The 18,447-nt window shown below is 56.3% G+C and carries 13 protein-coding genes and 1 tRNA gene; 8 read left to right on the top strand and 6 right to left on the bottom strand.

What is annotated here, in order from left to right; translation table 11 throughout:
• Position 1 precedes the first annotated feature (1 nt).
• Positions 2-1,210, bottom strand: coding sequence for a D-mannonate dehydratase ManD (gene manD, locus ACR3XE_RS07815; protein ID WP_473698196.1), 1,209 nt, complete (start codon positions 1,208-1,210; stop codon positions 2-4).
• A gap of 112 nt (positions 1,211-1,322) precedes the next feature.
• On the opposite strand from manD, the gene ACR3XE_RS07810 reads away from it, so the two are divergent.
• From ACR3XE_RS07810 to ACR3XE_RS07795, 4 genes are read left to right on the top strand one after another with little or no spacing between them, the layout of a single operon-like run.
• The gene (locus ACR3XE_RS07810) at positions 1,323-2,120 is read left to right on the top strand and encodes a FadR/GntR family transcriptional regulator (RefSeq protein WP_473698197.1); all 798 of its coding nucleotides are present in this window, start codon (positions 1,323-1,325) and stop codon (positions 2,118-2,120) included.
• Between the two features lie 8 nt (positions 2,121-2,128).
• Positions 2,129-3,091 carry an alpha/beta hydrolase gene (locus ACR3XE_RS07805; RefSeq protein WP_473698198.1) on the top strand — a complete coding sequence of 321 codons (963 nt, stop codon included), beginning with the start codon at positions 2,129-2,131 and terminating at the stop codon, positions 3,089-3,091.
• A 1-nt stretch (position 3,092) separates the two neighbouring features.
• Positions 3,093-4,493, top strand: a complete 1,401-nt coding sequence (uxaC, locus tag ACR3XE_RS07800) for a glucuronate isomerase (RefSeq protein WP_473698199.1) — start codon at positions 3,093-3,095, stop codon at positions 4,491-4,493.
• A complete protein-coding gene (locus ACR3XE_RS07795) occupies positions 4,490-5,869 on the top strand; it encodes a mannitol dehydrogenase family protein (RefSeq protein WP_473698200.1) in 1,380 nt (459 codons plus the stop codon). Before uxaC ends, ACR3XE_RS07795 begins: the two co-directional genes overlap by 4 nt.
• Before the next feature lie 3 nt (positions 5,870-5,872).
• Here the strand turns inward: ACR3XE_RS07795 and ACR3XE_RS07790 are convergent, their stop codons facing one another.
• Together ACR3XE_RS07790 and ACR3XE_RS07785 are read right to left on the bottom strand one after the other, a co-directional pair.
• Entirely contained in the window at positions 5,873-7,984 is a 2,112-nt protein-coding gene (locus tag ACR3XE_RS07790) for a glycoside hydrolase family 31 protein (RefSeq protein ID WP_473698201.1), read from the bottom strand.
• Complete coding sequence (locus ACR3XE_RS07785) at positions 7,981-9,228, bottom strand: MFS transporter (protein WP_486185627.1); 1,248 nt, start codon at positions 9,226-9,228, stop codon at positions 7,981-7,983. Before ACR3XE_RS07785 ends, ACR3XE_RS07790 begins: the two co-directional genes overlap by 4 nt.
• Before the next feature lie 522 nt (positions 9,229-9,750).
• Between ACR3XE_RS07785 and ACR3XE_RS07780 the strand changes: the two genes are divergently transcribed.
• Positions 9,751-11,280, top strand: coding sequence for a glycerol-3-phosphate dehydrogenase (locus tag ACR3XE_RS07780; protein WP_473698202.1), 1,530 nt, complete (start codon positions 9,751-9,753; stop codon positions 11,278-11,280).
• Positions 11,277-12,776: an FGGY family carbohydrate kinase gene (locus tag ACR3XE_RS07775; RefSeq protein ID WP_473700336.1), complete on the top strand. Its 1,500-nt coding sequence runs from the start codon at positions 11,277-11,279 to the stop codon at positions 12,774-12,776. Before ACR3XE_RS07780 ends, ACR3XE_RS07775 begins: the two co-directional genes overlap by 4 nt.
• Positions 12,777-12,895: 119 nt before the next feature.
• On the opposite strand, the gene ACR3XE_RS07770 is transcribed toward ACR3XE_RS07775, so the two are convergent.
• Positions 12,896-15,205: a TonB-dependent receptor gene (locus ACR3XE_RS07770; RefSeq protein WP_486185626.1), complete on the bottom strand. Its 2,310-nt coding sequence runs from the start codon at positions 15,203-15,205 to the stop codon at positions 12,896-12,898.
• A 134-nt stretch (positions 15,206-15,339) separates the two neighbouring features.
• Between ACR3XE_RS07770 and ACR3XE_RS07765 the strand changes: the two genes are divergently transcribed.
• On the top strand, positions 15,340-15,489 hold the full coding sequence (locus ACR3XE_RS07765; RefSeq protein ID WP_486185625.1) for a hypothetical protein: 150 nt from the start codon (positions 15,340-15,342) through the stop codon (positions 15,487-15,489).
• Between the two features lie 10 nt (positions 15,490-15,499).
• Here ACR3XE_RS07765 and ACR3XE_RS07760 read toward each other — a convergent pair.
• Positions 15,500-15,573 (bottom strand) — tRNA-Gly (locus ACR3XE_RS07760).
• 90 nt (positions 15,574-15,663) lie between these two features.
• Between ACR3XE_RS07760 and dinB the strand changes: the two genes are divergently transcribed.
• Positions 15,664-16,794: a DNA polymerase IV gene (gene dinB, locus ACR3XE_RS07755; protein WP_473698206.1), complete on the top strand. Its 1,131-nt coding sequence runs from the start codon at positions 15,664-15,666 to the stop codon at positions 16,792-16,794.
• Positions 16,795-16,801: 7 nt separating this feature from the next.
• Here dinB and ACR3XE_RS07750 read toward each other — a convergent pair whose 3' ends face one another.
• Positions 16,802-18,400, bottom strand: coding sequence for a peptide chain release factor 3 (locus tag ACR3XE_RS07750; RefSeq protein ID WP_473698207.1), 1,599 nt, complete (start codon positions 18,398-18,400; stop codon positions 16,802-16,804).
• Positions 18,401-18,447: the final 47 nt, after the last annotated feature.

Raw genomic sequence — 18,447 nt, 5'->3', positions numbered from 1 at the left:
TTCACCAGTTCCACATCGTTCCATCTTCAAGCCGCGCGACCGGCAGACAGGCAGGTTTATAAGGATATTTAGCTGCCTCCGTCTCGTCTATATCGACACCATGGCCAACCGTTTCGCCGACCAGCAAGCAACCCTTGTCGAATGAATAATCATGAGGGAATACGGCGTCTGTTTCTGGCGTGTGTCGCATATATTCCTGGATACCAAAATTGGGCACCCATGTGTCAAAATGTAGTGCCGCGCCCATAGAAACCGGCGACAAATCTGTCGCACCATGACTGCCGGTACGAATTTGATAGAGCGATGCCAGATCGGCAATTCGGCGCAAATGCGTGATTCCCCCGGCGCGAACCACCGTTGTACGGATATAGTCGATCAACTGGCTCTGAATCAGATCCTTGCAGTCCCAGATTGTGTTGAAGATTTCACCAACGGCCAACGGGGTTGTCGTATGCTGGCGTATGAGTTTGAACGCCTCCTGATTTTCCGCGGCGGTCGCATCCTCAAGCCAGAATAGGCGGTAAGGCTCAAGGGCTTTGCCGAAACCGGCCGCCTCCATTGGAGTCAGACGATGATGGGCATCATGCAACAGATGCGGACCAAACCCATAAGTCTCACGCAGTTTTTCAAACAGCTTCGGAACATAATTCAGATATTTCTGGGTGTCCCAGACGGTCGCGCTGGGCAAAACCGCATCGGCAGGCTCATAGAATAATTTACCTCGGCCGACGCCATAAGCGTCTTTGATTCCGGGGACACCAGTTTGCGCCCGAATAGCCTTATAGCCCATATCGATATATCGGCCGACTTCGTCCACCGTTTCAGCAATATCAGTGCCATTGGCATGACCATAAACGGTTACAGCATCGCGACTTTTTCCTCCCAGCAATTCATATAATGGCATATTCGCCATTTTGGCCTTGATGTCCCATAGCGCGGTATCGACCGCAGAGATTGCTGTCATGGTGATCGGCCCACGCCGCCAATAGGCACCGCGATAAAGATATTGCCAGATATCCTCTATCCGGCGGGGGTCCATACCGATCAGGCATGGAATCACATGGTCCTCCAGATAGGATACAACGGCAAGCTCACGCCCGTTTAGCGTTGCGTCACCAATACCATAGACGCCCTGATCCGTATGGATTTTGAGCGTAACAAAATTGCGCCCGGGGCTGGTTATGATAAGTTTAGCGGATTCAATCTTCATAAGGGGTAATTCCAGTTTTTCAGCGCGTCTGCTATCTCACTTCCTTGACCAAAGTGATTTGGCCTGTCAAGTTGGACGATATTGGTAAGACCATTTTTAGGGATCATTTGTTATGACTTCAACCGGCGGCAATGCGCATGGCAATTTGCACGGAGCACCCGATCATAAAGGTCAGGACAGACTCTACCAAGAACTGGCGCGCAAGCTTATCGAAGAGCTGGCGAGCGGCAAATATGGGCTAGGCGACCGATTGCCCGCAGAACGCGAGTTGGCGATTGAATTTAGCGTCAGTCGCCCAACCGTGCGCGAAGCGATCATTGCACTGGAAGTCCAGGGACTGCTCGAGGTTCGGGTTGGATCGGGCGCTTATGTGAGGCGCTTGCCCGGCAAGGATGATATTCCCGGATTCAATGTTACCGCCTTTGAACTGACCGAGGCACGCTTGTTGTTCGAAGGCGAAGCTGCGGCACTGGCGGCAACGCAGATTAGCGATGAAGAAATTCTGGCGCTTGAGGCGATTGTTGGCGAAATTGTCGACGAAAATCACAAAGACAGCGGCACCGAACAAGCCGATCGCGCTTTTCATCTTTTCATTGCAAAGGTCACGCGCAACACCGCGATATCCAATGTCATTGAAAATCTATGGCAATTACGCGCCACTTCCCCCGAAAGCGCACTCCTCCATGAAAAAGCTCGCACCGCGAATATCAAACCGGTCGTGGACGAACATTCCGCCATTCTGGACGCCTTGCGCGCACGCGATCCGAATGCAGCTCGCGCGGCCATGCGCTTGCATTTGAGTGCAGTTCTGGAAAGCCTGCTATTTGCGACCGAAGAAAAGGCTATCGCGATTGCCCGCGAGGCCGCTCAAACCAAACGAACCCGCTATACGCAAGCGACTGGCTTGTGAGCGCGACCATGATGGATCGCCGCTCTCTTCTTTTGACAGCAGGGTTGGCCGCCAGCCTTCCCCAGTCGGTGCTTGCCCAGGCAACCAGTGTCAGCGATCCGCAGCATATTGCGCTTTGGCCCGATGGCGCGCCGGAACAGTCCCTTGCGCCAATCAAGGCACAAATCCTCGAACGTTCAAAAAACCTGGACGTTCGTGACAGATCCCGCAGGGGTATCGCACACCCCGACATGGCTGTGTTTCGTCCCGACAATCCCAATGGTGCCTCCATGCTGATCATGCCGGGCGGCGGCTATCGCTACATTGTGATGGATAAAGAAGGCTATGAGCTTGGCCAATGGTTGGCAGAACGGGGCGTAACGGCGTTCGTCCTCTTCTATCGTCTGCCACCAGAGGGTTGGCCATCAGGACTGGACGCGCCGCTGGCAGATGCCCAACGCGCCATGCGGATAATCCGTTCGCGAGCCCATGAATTCAGCATTGATCCTAATCGCGTCGCTGCGCTCGGATATTCGGCGGGAGGGCATTTGTGCGCTGATCTGGCAGCCCAATATGCGCGCAAAACTTATACCCCGGTCGATTCTGCCGATACACTGTCAGCCAAGCCTTTTATCGCCGCGCCCATCTATCCGCTGATCCTGATCGACAAGCTGGCAGAGGCGAGCGGGGACATAGAGCATGCCTTTGGCAAGGGCGTGACGTTGGAACAAACACGAATTCACGCGCCCTACCGACATGTAACAGCAGATTCGCCGCCGCATTTTATGGCATTGGCTGAGGATGACCCAGCCGTTGCGCCGGCCAATGCGCTCGCTCTCCGCGCGGCGTTAAAAGAGAATGGAATCCCCGTTGAAACACATTTGTTTGAAAAGGGAGGCCATGGCTTCGGCCTGCGTCTGACCAAGGGCCTTCCGGTTTCCGTATGGCCGGATCTTCTGGTTGGCTTCGGCCACAATCACGGCTGGATGTAGCATGCCGCGCCCCTTGCTGCTTCACCCCGACCGTTTGTTCCCGGTCGATCCCGACACACGCCGGCTCGCGCGGCAATTATATGCCAACGTCGCCGAATTGCCGATCATCAGTCCACATGGCCACACAGACCCAAAATGGTTTGCGACCAACGCCCATTTTACCAATGCCAGCGAAATGCTACTGACGCCGGACCATTATGTGTTCCGGATGCTGTATAGTCAGGGCATTGCGCTCGAGAATTTGGGAATCGGCGGATCGGGGGCGGACCCGAGAAGGGCCTGGGCCTTGTTCACCGATAATTATCATCTATTCCGCGGGACGCCCTCGCGCATCTGGCTCGACTGGGTATTCGCCGAAGTCTTTGGTATCGACGTACAGCTGGAATCCGCCACCGCAGACCTTTATTTTGACCGGATTACCGAGGCGCTAGCAACCGATGCATTTCGTCCGCGGGCGCTGTTCGACCGTTTTAACATCGAAGTTCTGGCGACGACCGAATCCCCGCTCGATTCGCTGCGGCATCACCAGTCCATTCGTGACAGCGGCTGGCAGGGGCGCATCATAACTGCCTATCGGCCCGACCCGGTCATCGACCCCGAGTATGAAGGGTTTAGCGATAATCTTCGCGCCCTTTCGGATCTGACAGGCGAAGATGCGTTTTCCTATAGCGGCTATCTTTCAGCACACAGAAACCGCCGCGCCTTTTTTGCAAAAATGGGTGCTACATCGACCGATCATGGCCATCCGACAGCCAATACCGCCGATCTGACCTATGCAGAGGCCGAGCAATTGTTCGGGCGGGTAACAGGCGGCAAGGCACAGGCAGCCGACGCTGAAATGTTCCGCGCTCATATGCTGACCGAAATGGCTGCGATGAGCATTGATGACGGTCTGGTGATGCAGATTCATCCGGGCTCTTACCGCAATCACAACCCCTCCCTCTTTGCCAAGTTCGGGCGCGACAAGGGTGCAGATATTCCCATGCGTACCGAATATGTCCAAGCACTGCGGCCATTGCTTGCGCGTTACGGCAATCATCCCGGCCTCAGCATCATCATCTTCACGCTCGACGAGACCGCATATTCTCGCGAACTCGCACCGCTTGCCGGCCATTATCCAGCACTCAGGCTCGGGCCTGCGTGGTGGTTCCATGACAGTCCGGAAGGTATGCGCAGATTTCGGTCACAAACCGTAGAAACCGCCGGATTCTATAACAGCGTGGGCTTTAACGATGACACCCGCGCCTTTCTGTCAATTCCCGCCCGCCATGACCTGGCCCGACGGATCGATTGCGGATTTCTGGCCGCGCTGGTGACCGAACATCGAATGGAAGACTGGGAAGCCGCAGAAGTCGCGGTTGATCTGGCATATGCATTGGCGAAGCAAGCTTATAAATTATGAGACTATCGTCAGCCTCAATCCTCACTCTGCCCGATACAGTCATGCGCCCGCACTATGACCGCAGCGTCCAAGCATGCGGCATTTTGCACATCGGGATCGGCGCTTTTCATCGCGCGCATCAGGCATATTATACCGACAGCGCAATGAACGGCGGCGATCGCGACTGGGGTATCACCGGCGTATCGATGCGTTCGGCCGGGGTCGCGCACCAGATGAACCCGCAGGACGGCTTCTATACGATCACCGAACGATCACGTTCAGGAAACACCACTCGCCTAATCGGTGCTGTGCAGAAGATATTGGTAGCGCGCGAATCCGCCGCAAAAATCATTGACGCTATTGCGCTTCCAACAACGCATATCATCAGTTTTACCATCACGGAAAAAGGATATTGCCGCGCCGCAGATGGCAGCCTTGACGTTGACGCGGCCGATGAAAATTCTGTCTATCCTCTGCTCATCGCCGGGTTGGTCCAACGCCAAAGGGCTGGACATTCTGGTGTTACTTTGATCAGTTGCGACAACCTAGCAGGCAATGGCGAACAGCTTGCCTTCTTGCTCGGTCAATATATCGACCGCCATGCACCGACATTGGCAAGCTGGTTCGTCGCCGAGTGCAGATGCCCATCGACAATGGTCGACCGCATCGTTCCTGCAACCACCAACAAGGAACGCGACCAGATTGCGGCGTCCATTGACGTGTGCGATAAAGCGGCTGTCGTGACCGAGCCCTTTTCCCAGTGGGTTATCCAGGATCAATTTGCAGGGCCCCGTCCGCGCTGGGAAATGGCGGGCGCGCAATTCACCGCCAATGTCCATGCCTATGAAACGGCCAAGTTACGCTTGTTGAATGGTGCACATTCCGCGCTTGCCTATCTAGGCCTCGAACGCGGACACAGCTATGTCCATCAGGCTATCGCCGACCCAACGCTATCGCCGATTATCGACAGGTTGCTGCGGGTCGAGGCCGCCGCCAGCTTTGAACCCGCATCGGGTCAGAATCTGGCGGATTATGCCACCGCGCTAGTCGAGCGCTTCCACAATCCCGCGCTGGAACATAGCTTGGCCCAGATCGCGATGGATGGCAGTCAAAAGATTCCCCAACGCTGGCTTGAAACGCTGGCCTGGCATCAGAAACATGACCAGAAATGCCCTGCCATCACCACGGCTTTGGCAGCATGGATTCGCTATATCCGCGGTGATCAATTCACGGTCGACGACCCGATGGCCGATTCGTTGCGCGCAACATGGTCGACGGCAGGATCCGCTGGAATAGCGTCCGCACTCTTTGGCACGAATGGGCTTTTTGAGCGCGCGTGGACGGCCACACCAGCCAATCTGACGCTCTTGAACAGGGCCGTCGCGGCGGGCCCCTAGTCCTCACCAATTAGCAAGCGCTTCTTGCAGGCCAGAAAGTGCAGGTGACATAACCAAGCCATCGGTGCGCACAAGAATGGCCGGAGGAGCATCGAGGGCCGCTGGAACAGTTACCACGGTTCCGCTGACATTATCCCCCGACCGCAAATCCATCCACTGCCCCGCAGGCGGCAGCGAGACGGTAGCACAAGTGACTCCTGCTGCAGTGACAGGTGCCACCAATATATGATCACCAAGCAAGAAAGCGTCGCTATCTGACCAAAGATCTGGCGCATCGGGATACTGATACCAAATAGGACGCAGAACAGGAGCATAGTTCTCCCTGTAATCGTCTAGCAATTCGGCGAGCACCGGCACTATGGCCTCACGCAATTGCATCAGCTTTCGGACCGTCGGCAATATCTCGGGATACATCCAAGGCTCGTTGACTGTGCCGTCGTCATTCCAGCTGTGAATACTAAAGCGGGGCAAGGTAACGCCCGCCTGTATCCATCGGAGAAAAAGCTCAGGATCGGGAGCCGGACCGGCAAAGCCGCCAACATCATGGCCGATATTGGACACGCCCGACAAGGCAAGGCCAAGCGCGGTCTGAATATTCCATTTCAGGCTGGCCCAATTGGTTCGGTTGTCGCCTGTCCATGTCTGGGCATAACGGTGCAACCCCGCCCCGCCAGACCGGGTAACGACATAGGGCGTCTCGTCAGGTTTATGTGCGATCTGCGCATGGCGCGACGCGCGCGCCATCAAGAGCGGTTGTAATGGCCTAGACGCAATCGCTGTACCGCCTTGGCCAAAGCCGTATATTGTGGCCTTACTATCCCATATCTCATATTCATTATTGTCATTCCATGTCGCAGTAATCCCGACATCAAGAAGCTGCGTGATGACTTGGTCGTGCCACCAATCAGCGGTCGCCGGATTGGTGAAGTCCAAATATGAGCCCAGATCATCCCAAAACTGGCATAACAAGGGTCCGCCATCGGCGTTACGGATGAACAGATTGGACGCGGCGGCCTCTGCGAACAGCGGGTGACTAACCAGCAAGGCAGGCTTGATATTGGCAATCAGCCGGACTCCATGGTCGGCATATCGCGCGGCAAACTCGGCTGGATCGGGAAATTTTTCCCGGTTCCAGTGAAAGACGTACCGCTTGTCGCCGATCGACGTGTATCCCGACGACAGATGAAAAGATTTACACGGAATGTGGTGCTCCGCAATTGCCTCTAGAAACCGGTCCATCTGAACCTGCGCCTGCGGATGGTCAGTATAATGCATGGTGGAACCGGAGTAGGACAATGCCCATTCCGGCGTGCTGGCCGGCTTGCCGGTCAACCAAGTGAAACGCTGGGTAACGGCAGCCGGCGATGGTCCAGAGATCATCCACAGATCAATGTCCCCGGCCTCTGCGGCAAAATGCCGATAGGGTCCGTGATAATTATCGAGCTCTTCACCAAGGTCAAAGCTGGCTTCGGCGACGCTATCGTAAAAACTGCCATGACACGTGCCGTCTGACTGCGCCGTCAGCAGATAGTTGATCGATTTATATAAAGGATCGGTCCGCTCTGCGTCATAGCCCATCGGATCGAGCGCCAGCATCCGAAAGCGGCGTCCGGCCCGATTCAAAGAGCCGGTCTTCTCACCCAACCCGTAAAACCTCTCTCCAGATTGCCGGGCAACATAGTGATGCGCGCGGGCATCCCACCAACCGAAATTCCAGCTTTGGGTCGGGCGGTCCTGCTGCATCGTGCGCCATTCTTGATCCACACGCTGCTCCCAGTGGCAAAACAAGCCATGCAACCGGATCGACACGCGCATTTGCGTTGTGGCGATCAGCAATACTCCGTCAAGTAGTGTTGAAGTGAAGGACGGGCAGGAAAAGCCTTCGAGCGATAAGCGGTCACGGCCGGGTTCGTCAATATCTTCGGCCCCCGGTGCGATGGCCCAGCTTGGCGGGCTGGTCACGCATCCATCGGCGAGCAAGAGCAGCCGCATGATATCATTTTCGGCTACCACTAGGTGCGCAACAGCACCTGTGTCGGATTCAAGGACGATATGGCCTCGCCGCTCGTCAGCGACGCGAAAAAGCGGCGGATTATCGAGAGTCGCTGTCCTCATGACGTACGCACCAGATAACGAAGGTTCAGCATCAAAATCACACCTGCAACAATATCGAACACACCCAGCGCAGCGAACAGAGGCGCATAACCTATACCATCTGCAAGTTGCCCCACCGCGAGCGAGAAGATCAGACCGCCGGTCCATCCGGCCATGCCCACCAGCCCGTTTGCGGTTCCGACCTCTCCGCTGCTGAATACATCCGCCGTCAGCGTATTCACCAGCACGCTAAGAATCTGATGCGCAAAGCCGCCAACGCAGAACAGCGCAATCGCCATAAACGGGCTAGCGGCCAAGCCGATACATGCCGGTGCAATCATCAGCAGCGACGCGAGCGCGAACCCCTGAATACGGGACGCCACGACGCTGGAGTTGAAATGCTTCATGAAAAAGGGAGAGATATAGCCTCCGACGATGCCACCAAGATCCGCTGCAAGAAACGGAAGCCATGCAAACATCGCAATGGTCTTCAGGTCCATCCCGCGCTCAGTAGCCAGATAAAGAGGTATCCAGAAACTAAAGGTCTGCCACGCCGGTTCGATCAGGAAACGTGGGCCGGCAAGCACCCAGAAACGGCGCGTGCGGACAAGTGCCGACATGCTGGCCGACGCTGCAGGCTGCGCATTCACATCGGCGGCGATCATGCTCCGTTCTTCTAGAGTAATCGCGGGATGTTCATTGGGATGGCGGTAAAATGCATACCAAAGACCGGCCCATGCAACACCGATCATTCCCGTCGCGGCAAAGGCAATGCGCCAGTTGAATGCAAGACTTAATCCGATAACAATCGGCGGAGCCAGCAACGCGCCAAGGGACGTGCCGACATTGAAATACCCAACGGCAACAGAACGTTCACGAGCCGGGAACCATTCTGAAATCGCCTTGATCCCCGCCGGAATAGCCGCAGCCTCGCTCAGCCCAAGCAGTCCTCTAAAAAATGCCAGCGATGGCCAGCCAGCGGCAAATGCATGCAGCATATTGGCGACGGACCAAGCTATGGCGAACAAGGCAAAACCGACTCGCAGCCCGATATGATCGATAATCCAGCCACAGACGGGCTGCATCACCGTATAGGTGAGCTGAAAAGCGCCAACCACATAGCTATATTGCTCGGTAGTGAAGCCAAGTTCGGCTTTCAACTCAGGGGCAAGAACAGCCAGCGAGTTGCGGGCAAGATAGTTCATGATCGTGCCGAGACAAATGAGGCCGACGATATACCAGCGCAGATTGCGAATTTTTGTCATGACGCGCACTTTATTTGGCGCGCGGCTTGCAGATGAAGCGACTTGGCAGCCCGGAAGAGACTCGCGCTTTTCGTGGCTTCCCTCTCGGGACGCGCTCGGCTATTCACCGGCAGCCTTAGCGCGATTCCCATATTCATTCTCCTGCACTCGTGGCACTTAAGTGAATGACTGGTATGACCAGTTCATAGTGTGTACACAAGAGATAATTGAATTTCCAGCGCAAGACGGTAGCGAACTACATCTAATTTTAGCGAAATTTAACGATCCACCATCAGCCTCCTCAAAATCGCCATCGCGTCAGGCTATGTTTGATCATATATTTTGGCCTGTCCAATTATTGACATATGGCTTGGCCAATATAATGTGACCTTTCACAGGTGGTGCATGGCGAGCACCGGTTCCCAATCCAACGAACGGCACACCTAAAAGGATCGCATATGACGATGACCAGAACCTGTGGAGTAGAAAGAGACACGCGGCATCCCGTGCTTCAAGCTCCTTGTCGAACGGGGCCAGCCAAACATGGTTGATCATGAGAAAATGATGTTCGACGTCGCGGTCATTGGCGGTGGCGTAAACGGGTGCGGAATCGCGCGCGATCTTGCTGGTCGCGGCGTTAATACAGTCTTGCTGGAGCGCGACGATCTGGCGAGTGGAACATCCTCCGCCTCAACCAAACTCATCCATGGCGGGCTGCGTTATCTAGAGCATTATGAGTTTTCACTGGTACGTGAGGCACTTAGCGAGCGCGAGAGATTATGGGCTATTGCACCGCATATCATCCGCCCGCTTCGTTTTGTCCTCCCCCACCGCAAAGGGTTGCGCCCGCGCTGGCTGCTTCGTCTCGGCCTGTTCTTATATGATCATATCGGCGGGAGAAAGGCGCTCCCCTCGACAACGGCAATCGATTTAACGACCGATCCGGTCGGCACCCCGCTGCATGACCAGTTCAAGCATGGCTATGCTTATTCCGACGCATGGGTCGACGATGCGCGGCTGGTTGTTCTCAATGCCCGCGACGCGGCAAATTGCGGTGCCACCATCATGACACGCACCGAAGTGACACAACTCGATCGAACTGGAGACCATTGGACGATTGCCACCAACAGCGGACGTCATGGAAAGCATATGTTTCAGGCGCGCGCGGTGGTCAATGCCGCCGGGCCGGCCGTTTTGGATGTTCTGGGTCGAGCCCAACAGCATTCGTCACACAAGATGCGTTTGGTCCGCGGGTCGCATATCGTGGTCAAAAGTCTTTTTGACACAGCGAGCGCCTATTTTTTTCAGCTACCTGACGGGCGCATTTTCTTTGCAATACCCTATGAACGCGATTTCACGCTAATCGGCACCACCGATAGCGATCAAACCGATCCACAGCTTAAGGCGCAAGCAAGCGCAGAGGAAATTGCCTATTTATGCGATGGAGCAAACCAATATTTCAAACGGCAAATAACACCCGACGATGTGCACTGGTCCTATTCGGGGATTCGCCCTCTGATCGACGACGGATCTGGAAGACCCGAAGCCGCGACGCGCGGTTATGGTTTTGAAATCGATGGTGAAGTTGGCCATCCCGTCCTTCTGTCTGTGTTCGGCGGAAAAATAACAACGTACCGACATTTGGCGAAAGAAGCCGTTGCCAAATTGCGCCCATGGCTGCCCGCAGTACGCAGCGATGATTGGACGGCGACCACACCCTTACCCGGAGGAGATTTCCCCAAGGATTGCGCATCGGTGCTGATGCAGTCCTATTCACAAACCTATCCGTTCCTGTTGCCGGAATGGGTTGACCGGCTGGTCAAGGCTTATGGAACTCTCGCTAGGAACTGGCTTGGCAACGCTGCGACACTCGAGGATCTAGGACTGCACTTCGGCCATGGCTTGACCCAGACCGAAGTCGATTACTTAGTCACGCGCGAATGGGCCGTGACAGTGGAAGACATTGTGTGGAGACGGTCCAAGCTTGGCCTCAGAATGACGTCAGACCAGTTGGAGGCGCTAGGCCACTACTTGAAGGACAGCGAGCAGGCACAGAAAGGAGCCGGCAAATGAGCGGGGAACATCTGCTGGTTCTGGACGAAGGAACCACCTGTACCCGCGCCATGCTCTATGATCGCTCCGGTCTTTGCCTCGACACGGCACGTGCCGATCTTGAACAACACTTTCCCCGACCCGGGTGGGTCGAACATGATGCCGACGAGATATGGCGCGCCTCGCTTGCCTGTGCCCGGCAAATTATCGACCGGTCGAGTGGATGCGACGCGATCGCAGCGATCGGAATCACCAATCAGCGCGAAACCATCGTCGCATGGGACAAGCGTAGCGGCATGCCCATCTGTCCCGCAATCGTTTGGCAGGACAGACGCACAGCCGACTATTGCATCGAGTTACGTGAGGCAGGGATGGAGGAGCATCTACAAGAGCGAACTGGGCTTTTGATTGATCCCTATTTTTCCGCGACAAAGATGCGCTGGATCCTCAACAATGTCCCACGGGCCAAGGAAATCGGAGATGCCCTGGCCTTTGGCACCATTGAAAGCTGGCTGGTTTGGAAGCTGACCGGTGGCCGACACATAACCGATGCGAGCAACGCCAGCCGGACGCAATTAATGAATCTGGAAACCGGTCAATGGGATTCCGGCTTGTGCAGTCTGATGGGAATAACGGAAAGAAGCCTGCCTCAGATCGTCGATTGTGCAGGCGCATTTGGCGAAACAATACCCGAGCTCTTTGGCCAACCCATATCGATTTGCGGCCTTGTCGGGGACCAACAAGCTGCCTTGATCGGACAGGGATGCACAGCGCCTGGCGATACCAAGGCCACTTTCGGCACTGGCGCTTTCATTCTGAGCTGTGCCGGCACGACGCGCCCGCTGTCCACCCACAGGCTGATCGCGACTATCGCCTGCCAACTGGACGGCCAGCGCTATTACGCCCTTGAAGGTTCGATATTCGCCGCCGGCAGTCTGGTGAAATGGTTGAGGGACGGACTTGGCATCATTGACAATGCCGCAGATACCGACACGATTGCTGGCACGGTCAAAGATAATGGTGGGGTGCATATCCTTCCAGCTTTGGTGGGGCTGGGCGCGCCTTATTGGCGACCACAGGCGACCGCAAAAATTGCCGGCTTGACCTTCAACTCCAATCACACCCATGTTGTGCGTGCTGCGCTGGAATCGCTCTCCCATCAATGTTTTGATTTGATGCAGGCTTTTGCTGCGGACCGCGCGCCATGGCGAAAGCTCAGAGTCGACGGCGGCATGAGCGCGAACAATTGGCTGTCGCAGGATCTCGCCAATATCCTGCACATTCCCGTTGAACGGCCCTCCGATGTTGAAACCACCGCAAGAGGCGCCGCGATGTTAGCGGCCATCGGCGCGGGCCTACTCACCAATCTGGACGAAGCCTCGGTCATGCTGCCGCACTATGAACGCATGCAACCTATAATGGCAGAGGGCGAGCGGTCTGACCGTCTCGGCGGTTGGGCGCAACTGTTACAGCAGGAGGGCATCGACCTCCACACGGGAACGGGCTCGCCTCACTGACCGGAAGAGGTTAGCCGAGCCGCGCAATAACCGCCGCAACTTGTTTAACTGACAAAAGAATGGCCAGATACTCCGTTGAGCGTCTGGCCATTCTTGGTGAAGGAACTCAATCTGCTCGATTAATATTCAAAACGTGCCTTGATCCCGAAGTAGCGTTCGGAATTCCGGCTCAGCACTTGGCGCAAGGCATGGCCATTCGAGAAACTGTCGCCGATGCTCGATGCATAATGTTTGTCGAACAGATTGTTGACAAACAGCGTGAACTGAGCGCGCGGCCCTTCCCCCGCAGTTGTCAGCCGGACCGAAGCATTCATAATGCCATAGGCGGGCTGAACCGTCAGCGGGTTGCGATAAAGGTCAAAGTTCACTTTGCTTTGATGCTGGTAATTCAGGTTGAACCCGCCTGTCATATCGCCGATCGGAAAATCAGCGGATGCACCCAGCGTATATTTGAACTTCGGCGAATTCGACAATTGTTCCCCGGCAAGGTCGCGAACCTTTGTGGTCGTGGGGACACCATCGACGACCAAAAACTGGCAACCCAACATGCCGACTTGAAGCCCAGCATAGCAATTCCCCAGCGGGAAGGATCTGATTTCAGCGTCGGTATAGGCGGCCGAAGCATCGAAACGCAGCCAGCTCAACGGCTTGACCGAGAGCTCACCCTCGAAACCACGAGTCCGCAATTTACCTACATTATTCAGCTGGTTGCGTAACGATGGCGGGTTTGTCGTGCTGTCGATAATCGTCGATTGCGCCTGGAAATTATCATAGTCGGTCCAGAAAGCCGTCGCGTTCAACTGCACATGATTATCAAGAAAGCGACTCTTGATCCCCAATTCATAGGCCCATGAATGTTCCGGCTTAACTGGGTTGGCGGCCAGACGCGGTGAAAAGCCGGTTACAATGTCATAGGCCTGCCCCTTATATCCGGTTGCAACGGTCGCAAAAACCATCACCTGCCTGGACAGATCTTGTTGCAAGGCGGCTTTCCACGTCACGACAGTGTCACGGGCGCTTTGATTGCACAGCGCATCATTGGGTGCGCAAACCGTGGCACCGGGCAGAAGATTGTCGTAGTTGACGTCAATCCGTTCATTGTTGAGGCGTACGCCACCACTTATCCGGGTGCTGTCGGTCAAACTATAATCAACCTGTGCGAAGGCGGCCAGACTGCGCGTACCCGTGTCGGACAGCCAATTCGAAAGCAGGCTAGGCGCCGGATGACGGTCAAAGGCGCGCGTTGTGCTCGAATCCGAATAATAGGCTCCAACAACATATTTCAACGGCCCCGGTCCTGACACGAGCCGCAGCTCCTGCGTGAACTGTTTGGAGTGATAAGGCCCGCCCTGGACAATACCGCCATGCAATGTGTTGCCAGTCAATGGCGCAAGGATATCGTTATCGGTGTTGTCGAAGTCATTAAGGAAGTCGTAGCGCCAGTCCTGATAGCTTGTGATCGAGATTAAGCTACCCAGGCTAAGGTCCAGCACAGCACGGGCGCTAAAGCTGAATTGTTCGCTGCTCGTCGGCGCATCTTCGCTAAGTTGGGCTTGATAATTTCCCGGCCCCGGCTTGATGCCTTTCAGGGTCGATGCGATCGTCGGCATGCTGGCAATCCCGAACACCTTCACACCCGGATCCAATGACAACAGGGTGCTGCCGGTACCCTTTTGGTCGCGCACAGAATAATCGCCGGTCAGCGTAAGGCTAAACCTGCTTGTCGGCTCGAAACGGACCTTGCCGCGAATGCCATAGCTTTTCTCGCCATTCAGCAACGTTCCCGTTGTCAGGTTGCGGACATTGCCTTCCCGATTGACATAATAGCCGTTCAACCGAAATCCGAGGCTGTCGCTCACCGGTCCGGAGATGGCGGCGTCTACACGCATTTCACCATCGGTCGTGCCTGTAACTTCACCCGATGCGGTAAAGTTCGCCGACGGCGCCTGGGTTACGATATTGACAACACCGGCAGAAGCATTTTTGCCAAATAACGTCCCCTGTGGCCCACGCAACACTTCGATACGTTGGACATCGCTCAGATTGTTGAAGGCTTGTGCCTGCTGCACAACCGCCACATCGTCTACGATGACCGCGACGCTCGGCTCCACACCAACTGAAAAGGCAAAGGTTCCGATGCCGCGCAAAACAATGGCGCTGGCTGGTGCTGTTGTGCTTTCGGACAATGTCAGCGACGGCGCCACACGCGTCAAATCTGTAAAATCAACAATGCGTTGATTCTTGACCTCTTCGGCCGATACAGCTGTCACCGATACCGGAACAGACTGCAAATTCTCTTCGCGCTTCTGGGCTGTAACGATAATTTCTTCTAGGCCGCCCTTATCGCCAGCCTTTGCCTCTTGCCCCAAAGCAGGCGTGGTTACCATTCCGATGCCAACCGAGGCCAGTAGTGCGAACTTATATTTCATAACACTCCCCTAAACGTCGCCTTTTCAGCGATTTATTGAGATTCAACATTTTGGTCAGGCCAATATGTGGCAATTTGGACTTATATGTCAACCAGTATTGGTAAGTTATCTTCGCGCTCAAAGGGAAGAAGGCCATGGACAAGCCGGAAACAATCAGCCTCAACCCGTTTTTCAATCGCTTCCTAGGTGCCGATGCGCCCCCGAAACGGGGCAAAACCCACGAATCGATGAATGGCAGAATACCGCCATTTTTTCAGATTATTAAATGTTCTGGGACGGCCTGAAACAGGCCCTTGGAGCGGGTAGCGGGAATCGAACCCGCCTAGCTAGCTTGGAAGGCTAGAGCATTACCACTATGCTATACCCGCATGTCCAAGGTTGGCGGCGATTGCCTGTTTTTCGGCGGCGCGTCAAGCAGGTGGATTGAGAACATGTTGGCAACATGCTAGACAATCGTGGTGAAAGAGGCCGAAGACAGCGACGCAGCAGCGAGGGAACCCGCTGGCCGCAAAATCATCCATGTCGATATGGACGCTTTTTTCGCGTCGGTTGAGCAGCGCGACAATCCGGAACTCCGCGACAAACCCGTGGCGGTGGGCGGATCATCACGGCGCGGTGTGGTCGCAGCGGCCAGCTATGAGGCGCGCAAATTCGGGGTGCGATCTGCGATGCCCAGCGTCACCGCCAAGCGCCAATGCCCCTCGCTGATCTTTGTTCCACCGCGTTTTGACGCCTATCGCGAGGTGTCGCAGCAAATCCGTGCCATATTTCGCGACTATGCCGACGAGGTCGAGCCATTGTCGCTCGACGAAGCCTATCTGGATGTCAGCGCTGACAAAGCGGGACTGGGCAGCGCCACAGCCACCGCGCGGCTGATCCGCCAGCGCATATTCGACGAAACCCGCCTCACCGCCTCCGCCGGCGTCTCCTATAACAAGTTCATCGCCAAGCTGGCGTCGGACCAGAACAAGCCCGATGGCATGACCGTCATCCCGCCCGGCAAAGGCGTGGCCTTTGTAGCCACACTGTCGATCCGTCGCTTTCACGGCATCGGACCGGTGACGGCAGCCAAGATGGAGGGGTTGGGGATTTACTCAGGCGCCGATCTGGCCGCGCAGAAGCGCGGCTGGCTGGTCGAGCATTTCGGCAACAGCGCCGACTGGCTGTATAATCTGGCGCGCGGCATCGACCATCGCCGCGTCAAATCGAACCGCCCCCTCAAATCGCTGGGCGGCGAGCGGACCTTTTTCAACGACCTGATGACTGATAGCGAAATCCGTGAAGCGCTCGCGCATGTCTGCACCGTGGTGTGGGACCGGGCGGTTAGGAAAGGCGCGCGAGGCCGGACGGTGACGCTCAAACTGCGCTATGCCGATTTCAAGACGATCACGCGGGCTAAATCGCTGCCTTTACCCGTATCCGACGGAGCGTCCTTGCTGGCGGCAGGCGAAGCCATACTGGCACCGCTCTTGCCGACCGAGCTGGGAATCAGGTTGCTGGGTGTGACGCTAAGCAAGTTTGAGGGCGAAGAGTATCAGGCCAACGCAGCTGAAACCGAGGTCCCGCAAGACCTGCTGAGTCTCCTCTAACGCAAATTCATTCCGCCAACGCGCTTAACCGCCGCTCCTTGGTCGCAGTAAAGCGAATGTCGGCATTGCGCTGGGTCACATAACCCAGTTCCCACGCGTCTTTCGCCATGAACACCGGCGCTCCATCGCGGTCTGTTGCACTGGCGCCGCGATGCTCTGACTGAAAGGCTTTGAGCTTCGCCGCATCGTCGCAAGCAATCCAGCGCGCGGTATCCCATGGTGAGACTTCCAGCTTGGCCTCGACCTTATATTCGGCCTCCAGCCGGCTGATCAGCACGTCGAGTTGCAGCTGCCCGACAACGCCGACAATCATGTTTGACCCGATTTCGGGATAGAAGACCTGGATGATCCCTTCCTCGGCCATATCGTCGAGCGCTTTACGCAGCTTTTTAGTTTGCGTCGGGTCGACCAGGGCGACGCGGCGCAGCACTTCGGGTGCGAAATTGGGCAAGCCGGTGATCGTCACATCGCTGCGTTCGGACAAAGTATCGCCGACGCGCAGCGTGCCATGGTTGGGAATGCCGATAATGTCGCCGGGAAAGGCTTCCTCGGCCATTTCCCGGTCCTGCGCGAGGAACAGCATCGGGCGGCTGATGGCGATGGCTTTGCCGGTTCCGCCCTGCATCAAGCGCATCCCGCGTGTAAATTTTCCCGAGCACAGCCGCATGAACGCGATACGGTCGCGGTGCGCGGGGTTCATATTCGCCTGCACTTTGAAAACAAAGCCGGTGACGGCTTCATCATCGGGCTGAACCGGCGCGGGTTCGGCGGGTTGAGGCTGTGGACCGGGCGCATGCGCACCCAGCGCCGCCAGTAGATCGGTCACGCCAAATTCCTTGAGCGCCGAGCCGAAATAGACCGGCGTCAAATCGCCGTGGCGATAGGCCGCCGCATCGAAATCGGCATAGCAGGCCGACGCCAGCTCGGTCTCTTCCTTCAGGCGCGCAAGTCCGTCGGCGCTCAGCACCTCCGCCAGCTTGGGATCGTCGAGTCCAGCCACAGCGGTCCGGTTGCCTTCATACATCCGCGACGCATCGCCGCCCGGCCGCATGATGGCGGGGTCGACCAGGTCGTAAATCCCTTCAAACTGCCCGCCCATGCCCGCAGGCCAGTTCATCGGACACACATCGAGCGCCAGCCGGTCGGCAACCTCGTCGAGCAATTCAAACGGTGGCAGGCCTTCGCGGTCGACCTTGTTGATGAAGGTGATGATCGGCACCGAGCGCAAGCGGCAGACTTCGAACAATTTCAGCGTCTGCGGCTCGATACCCTTGGCGGCATCGATCACCATCACCGCGCTGTCGACAGCGGTCAGGGTGCGATAGGTATCTTCGGAAAAATCTTCGTGTCCCGGAGTGTCGAGCAGGTTGAAGATCAACCCGTCATGTTCGAACGTCATCACCGACGATGTGACCGAAATTCCGCGCTGTTGCTCGATCTTCATCCAGTCTGATCGCGCGCGTCGCGCCTGCCCGCGTGCCTTGACTGCGCCCGCGATATGGATCGCACCGCCCGCAACGAGCAGCTTTTCGGTCAGCGTCGTCTTACCCGCATCGGGGTGCGAAATAATGGCAAAGGTGCGGCGGTCGGGTTGGGATGCAGACATGGCGGCGGCGCCTAGCAGGTGCGCGCTTATGTGGGAAGAGGCCAAGC

Source organism: Sphingopyxis sp. 10G20-10 (assembly GCF_057365075.1).
This window is presented reverse-complemented; position numbering and strand designations above follow the sequence as displayed.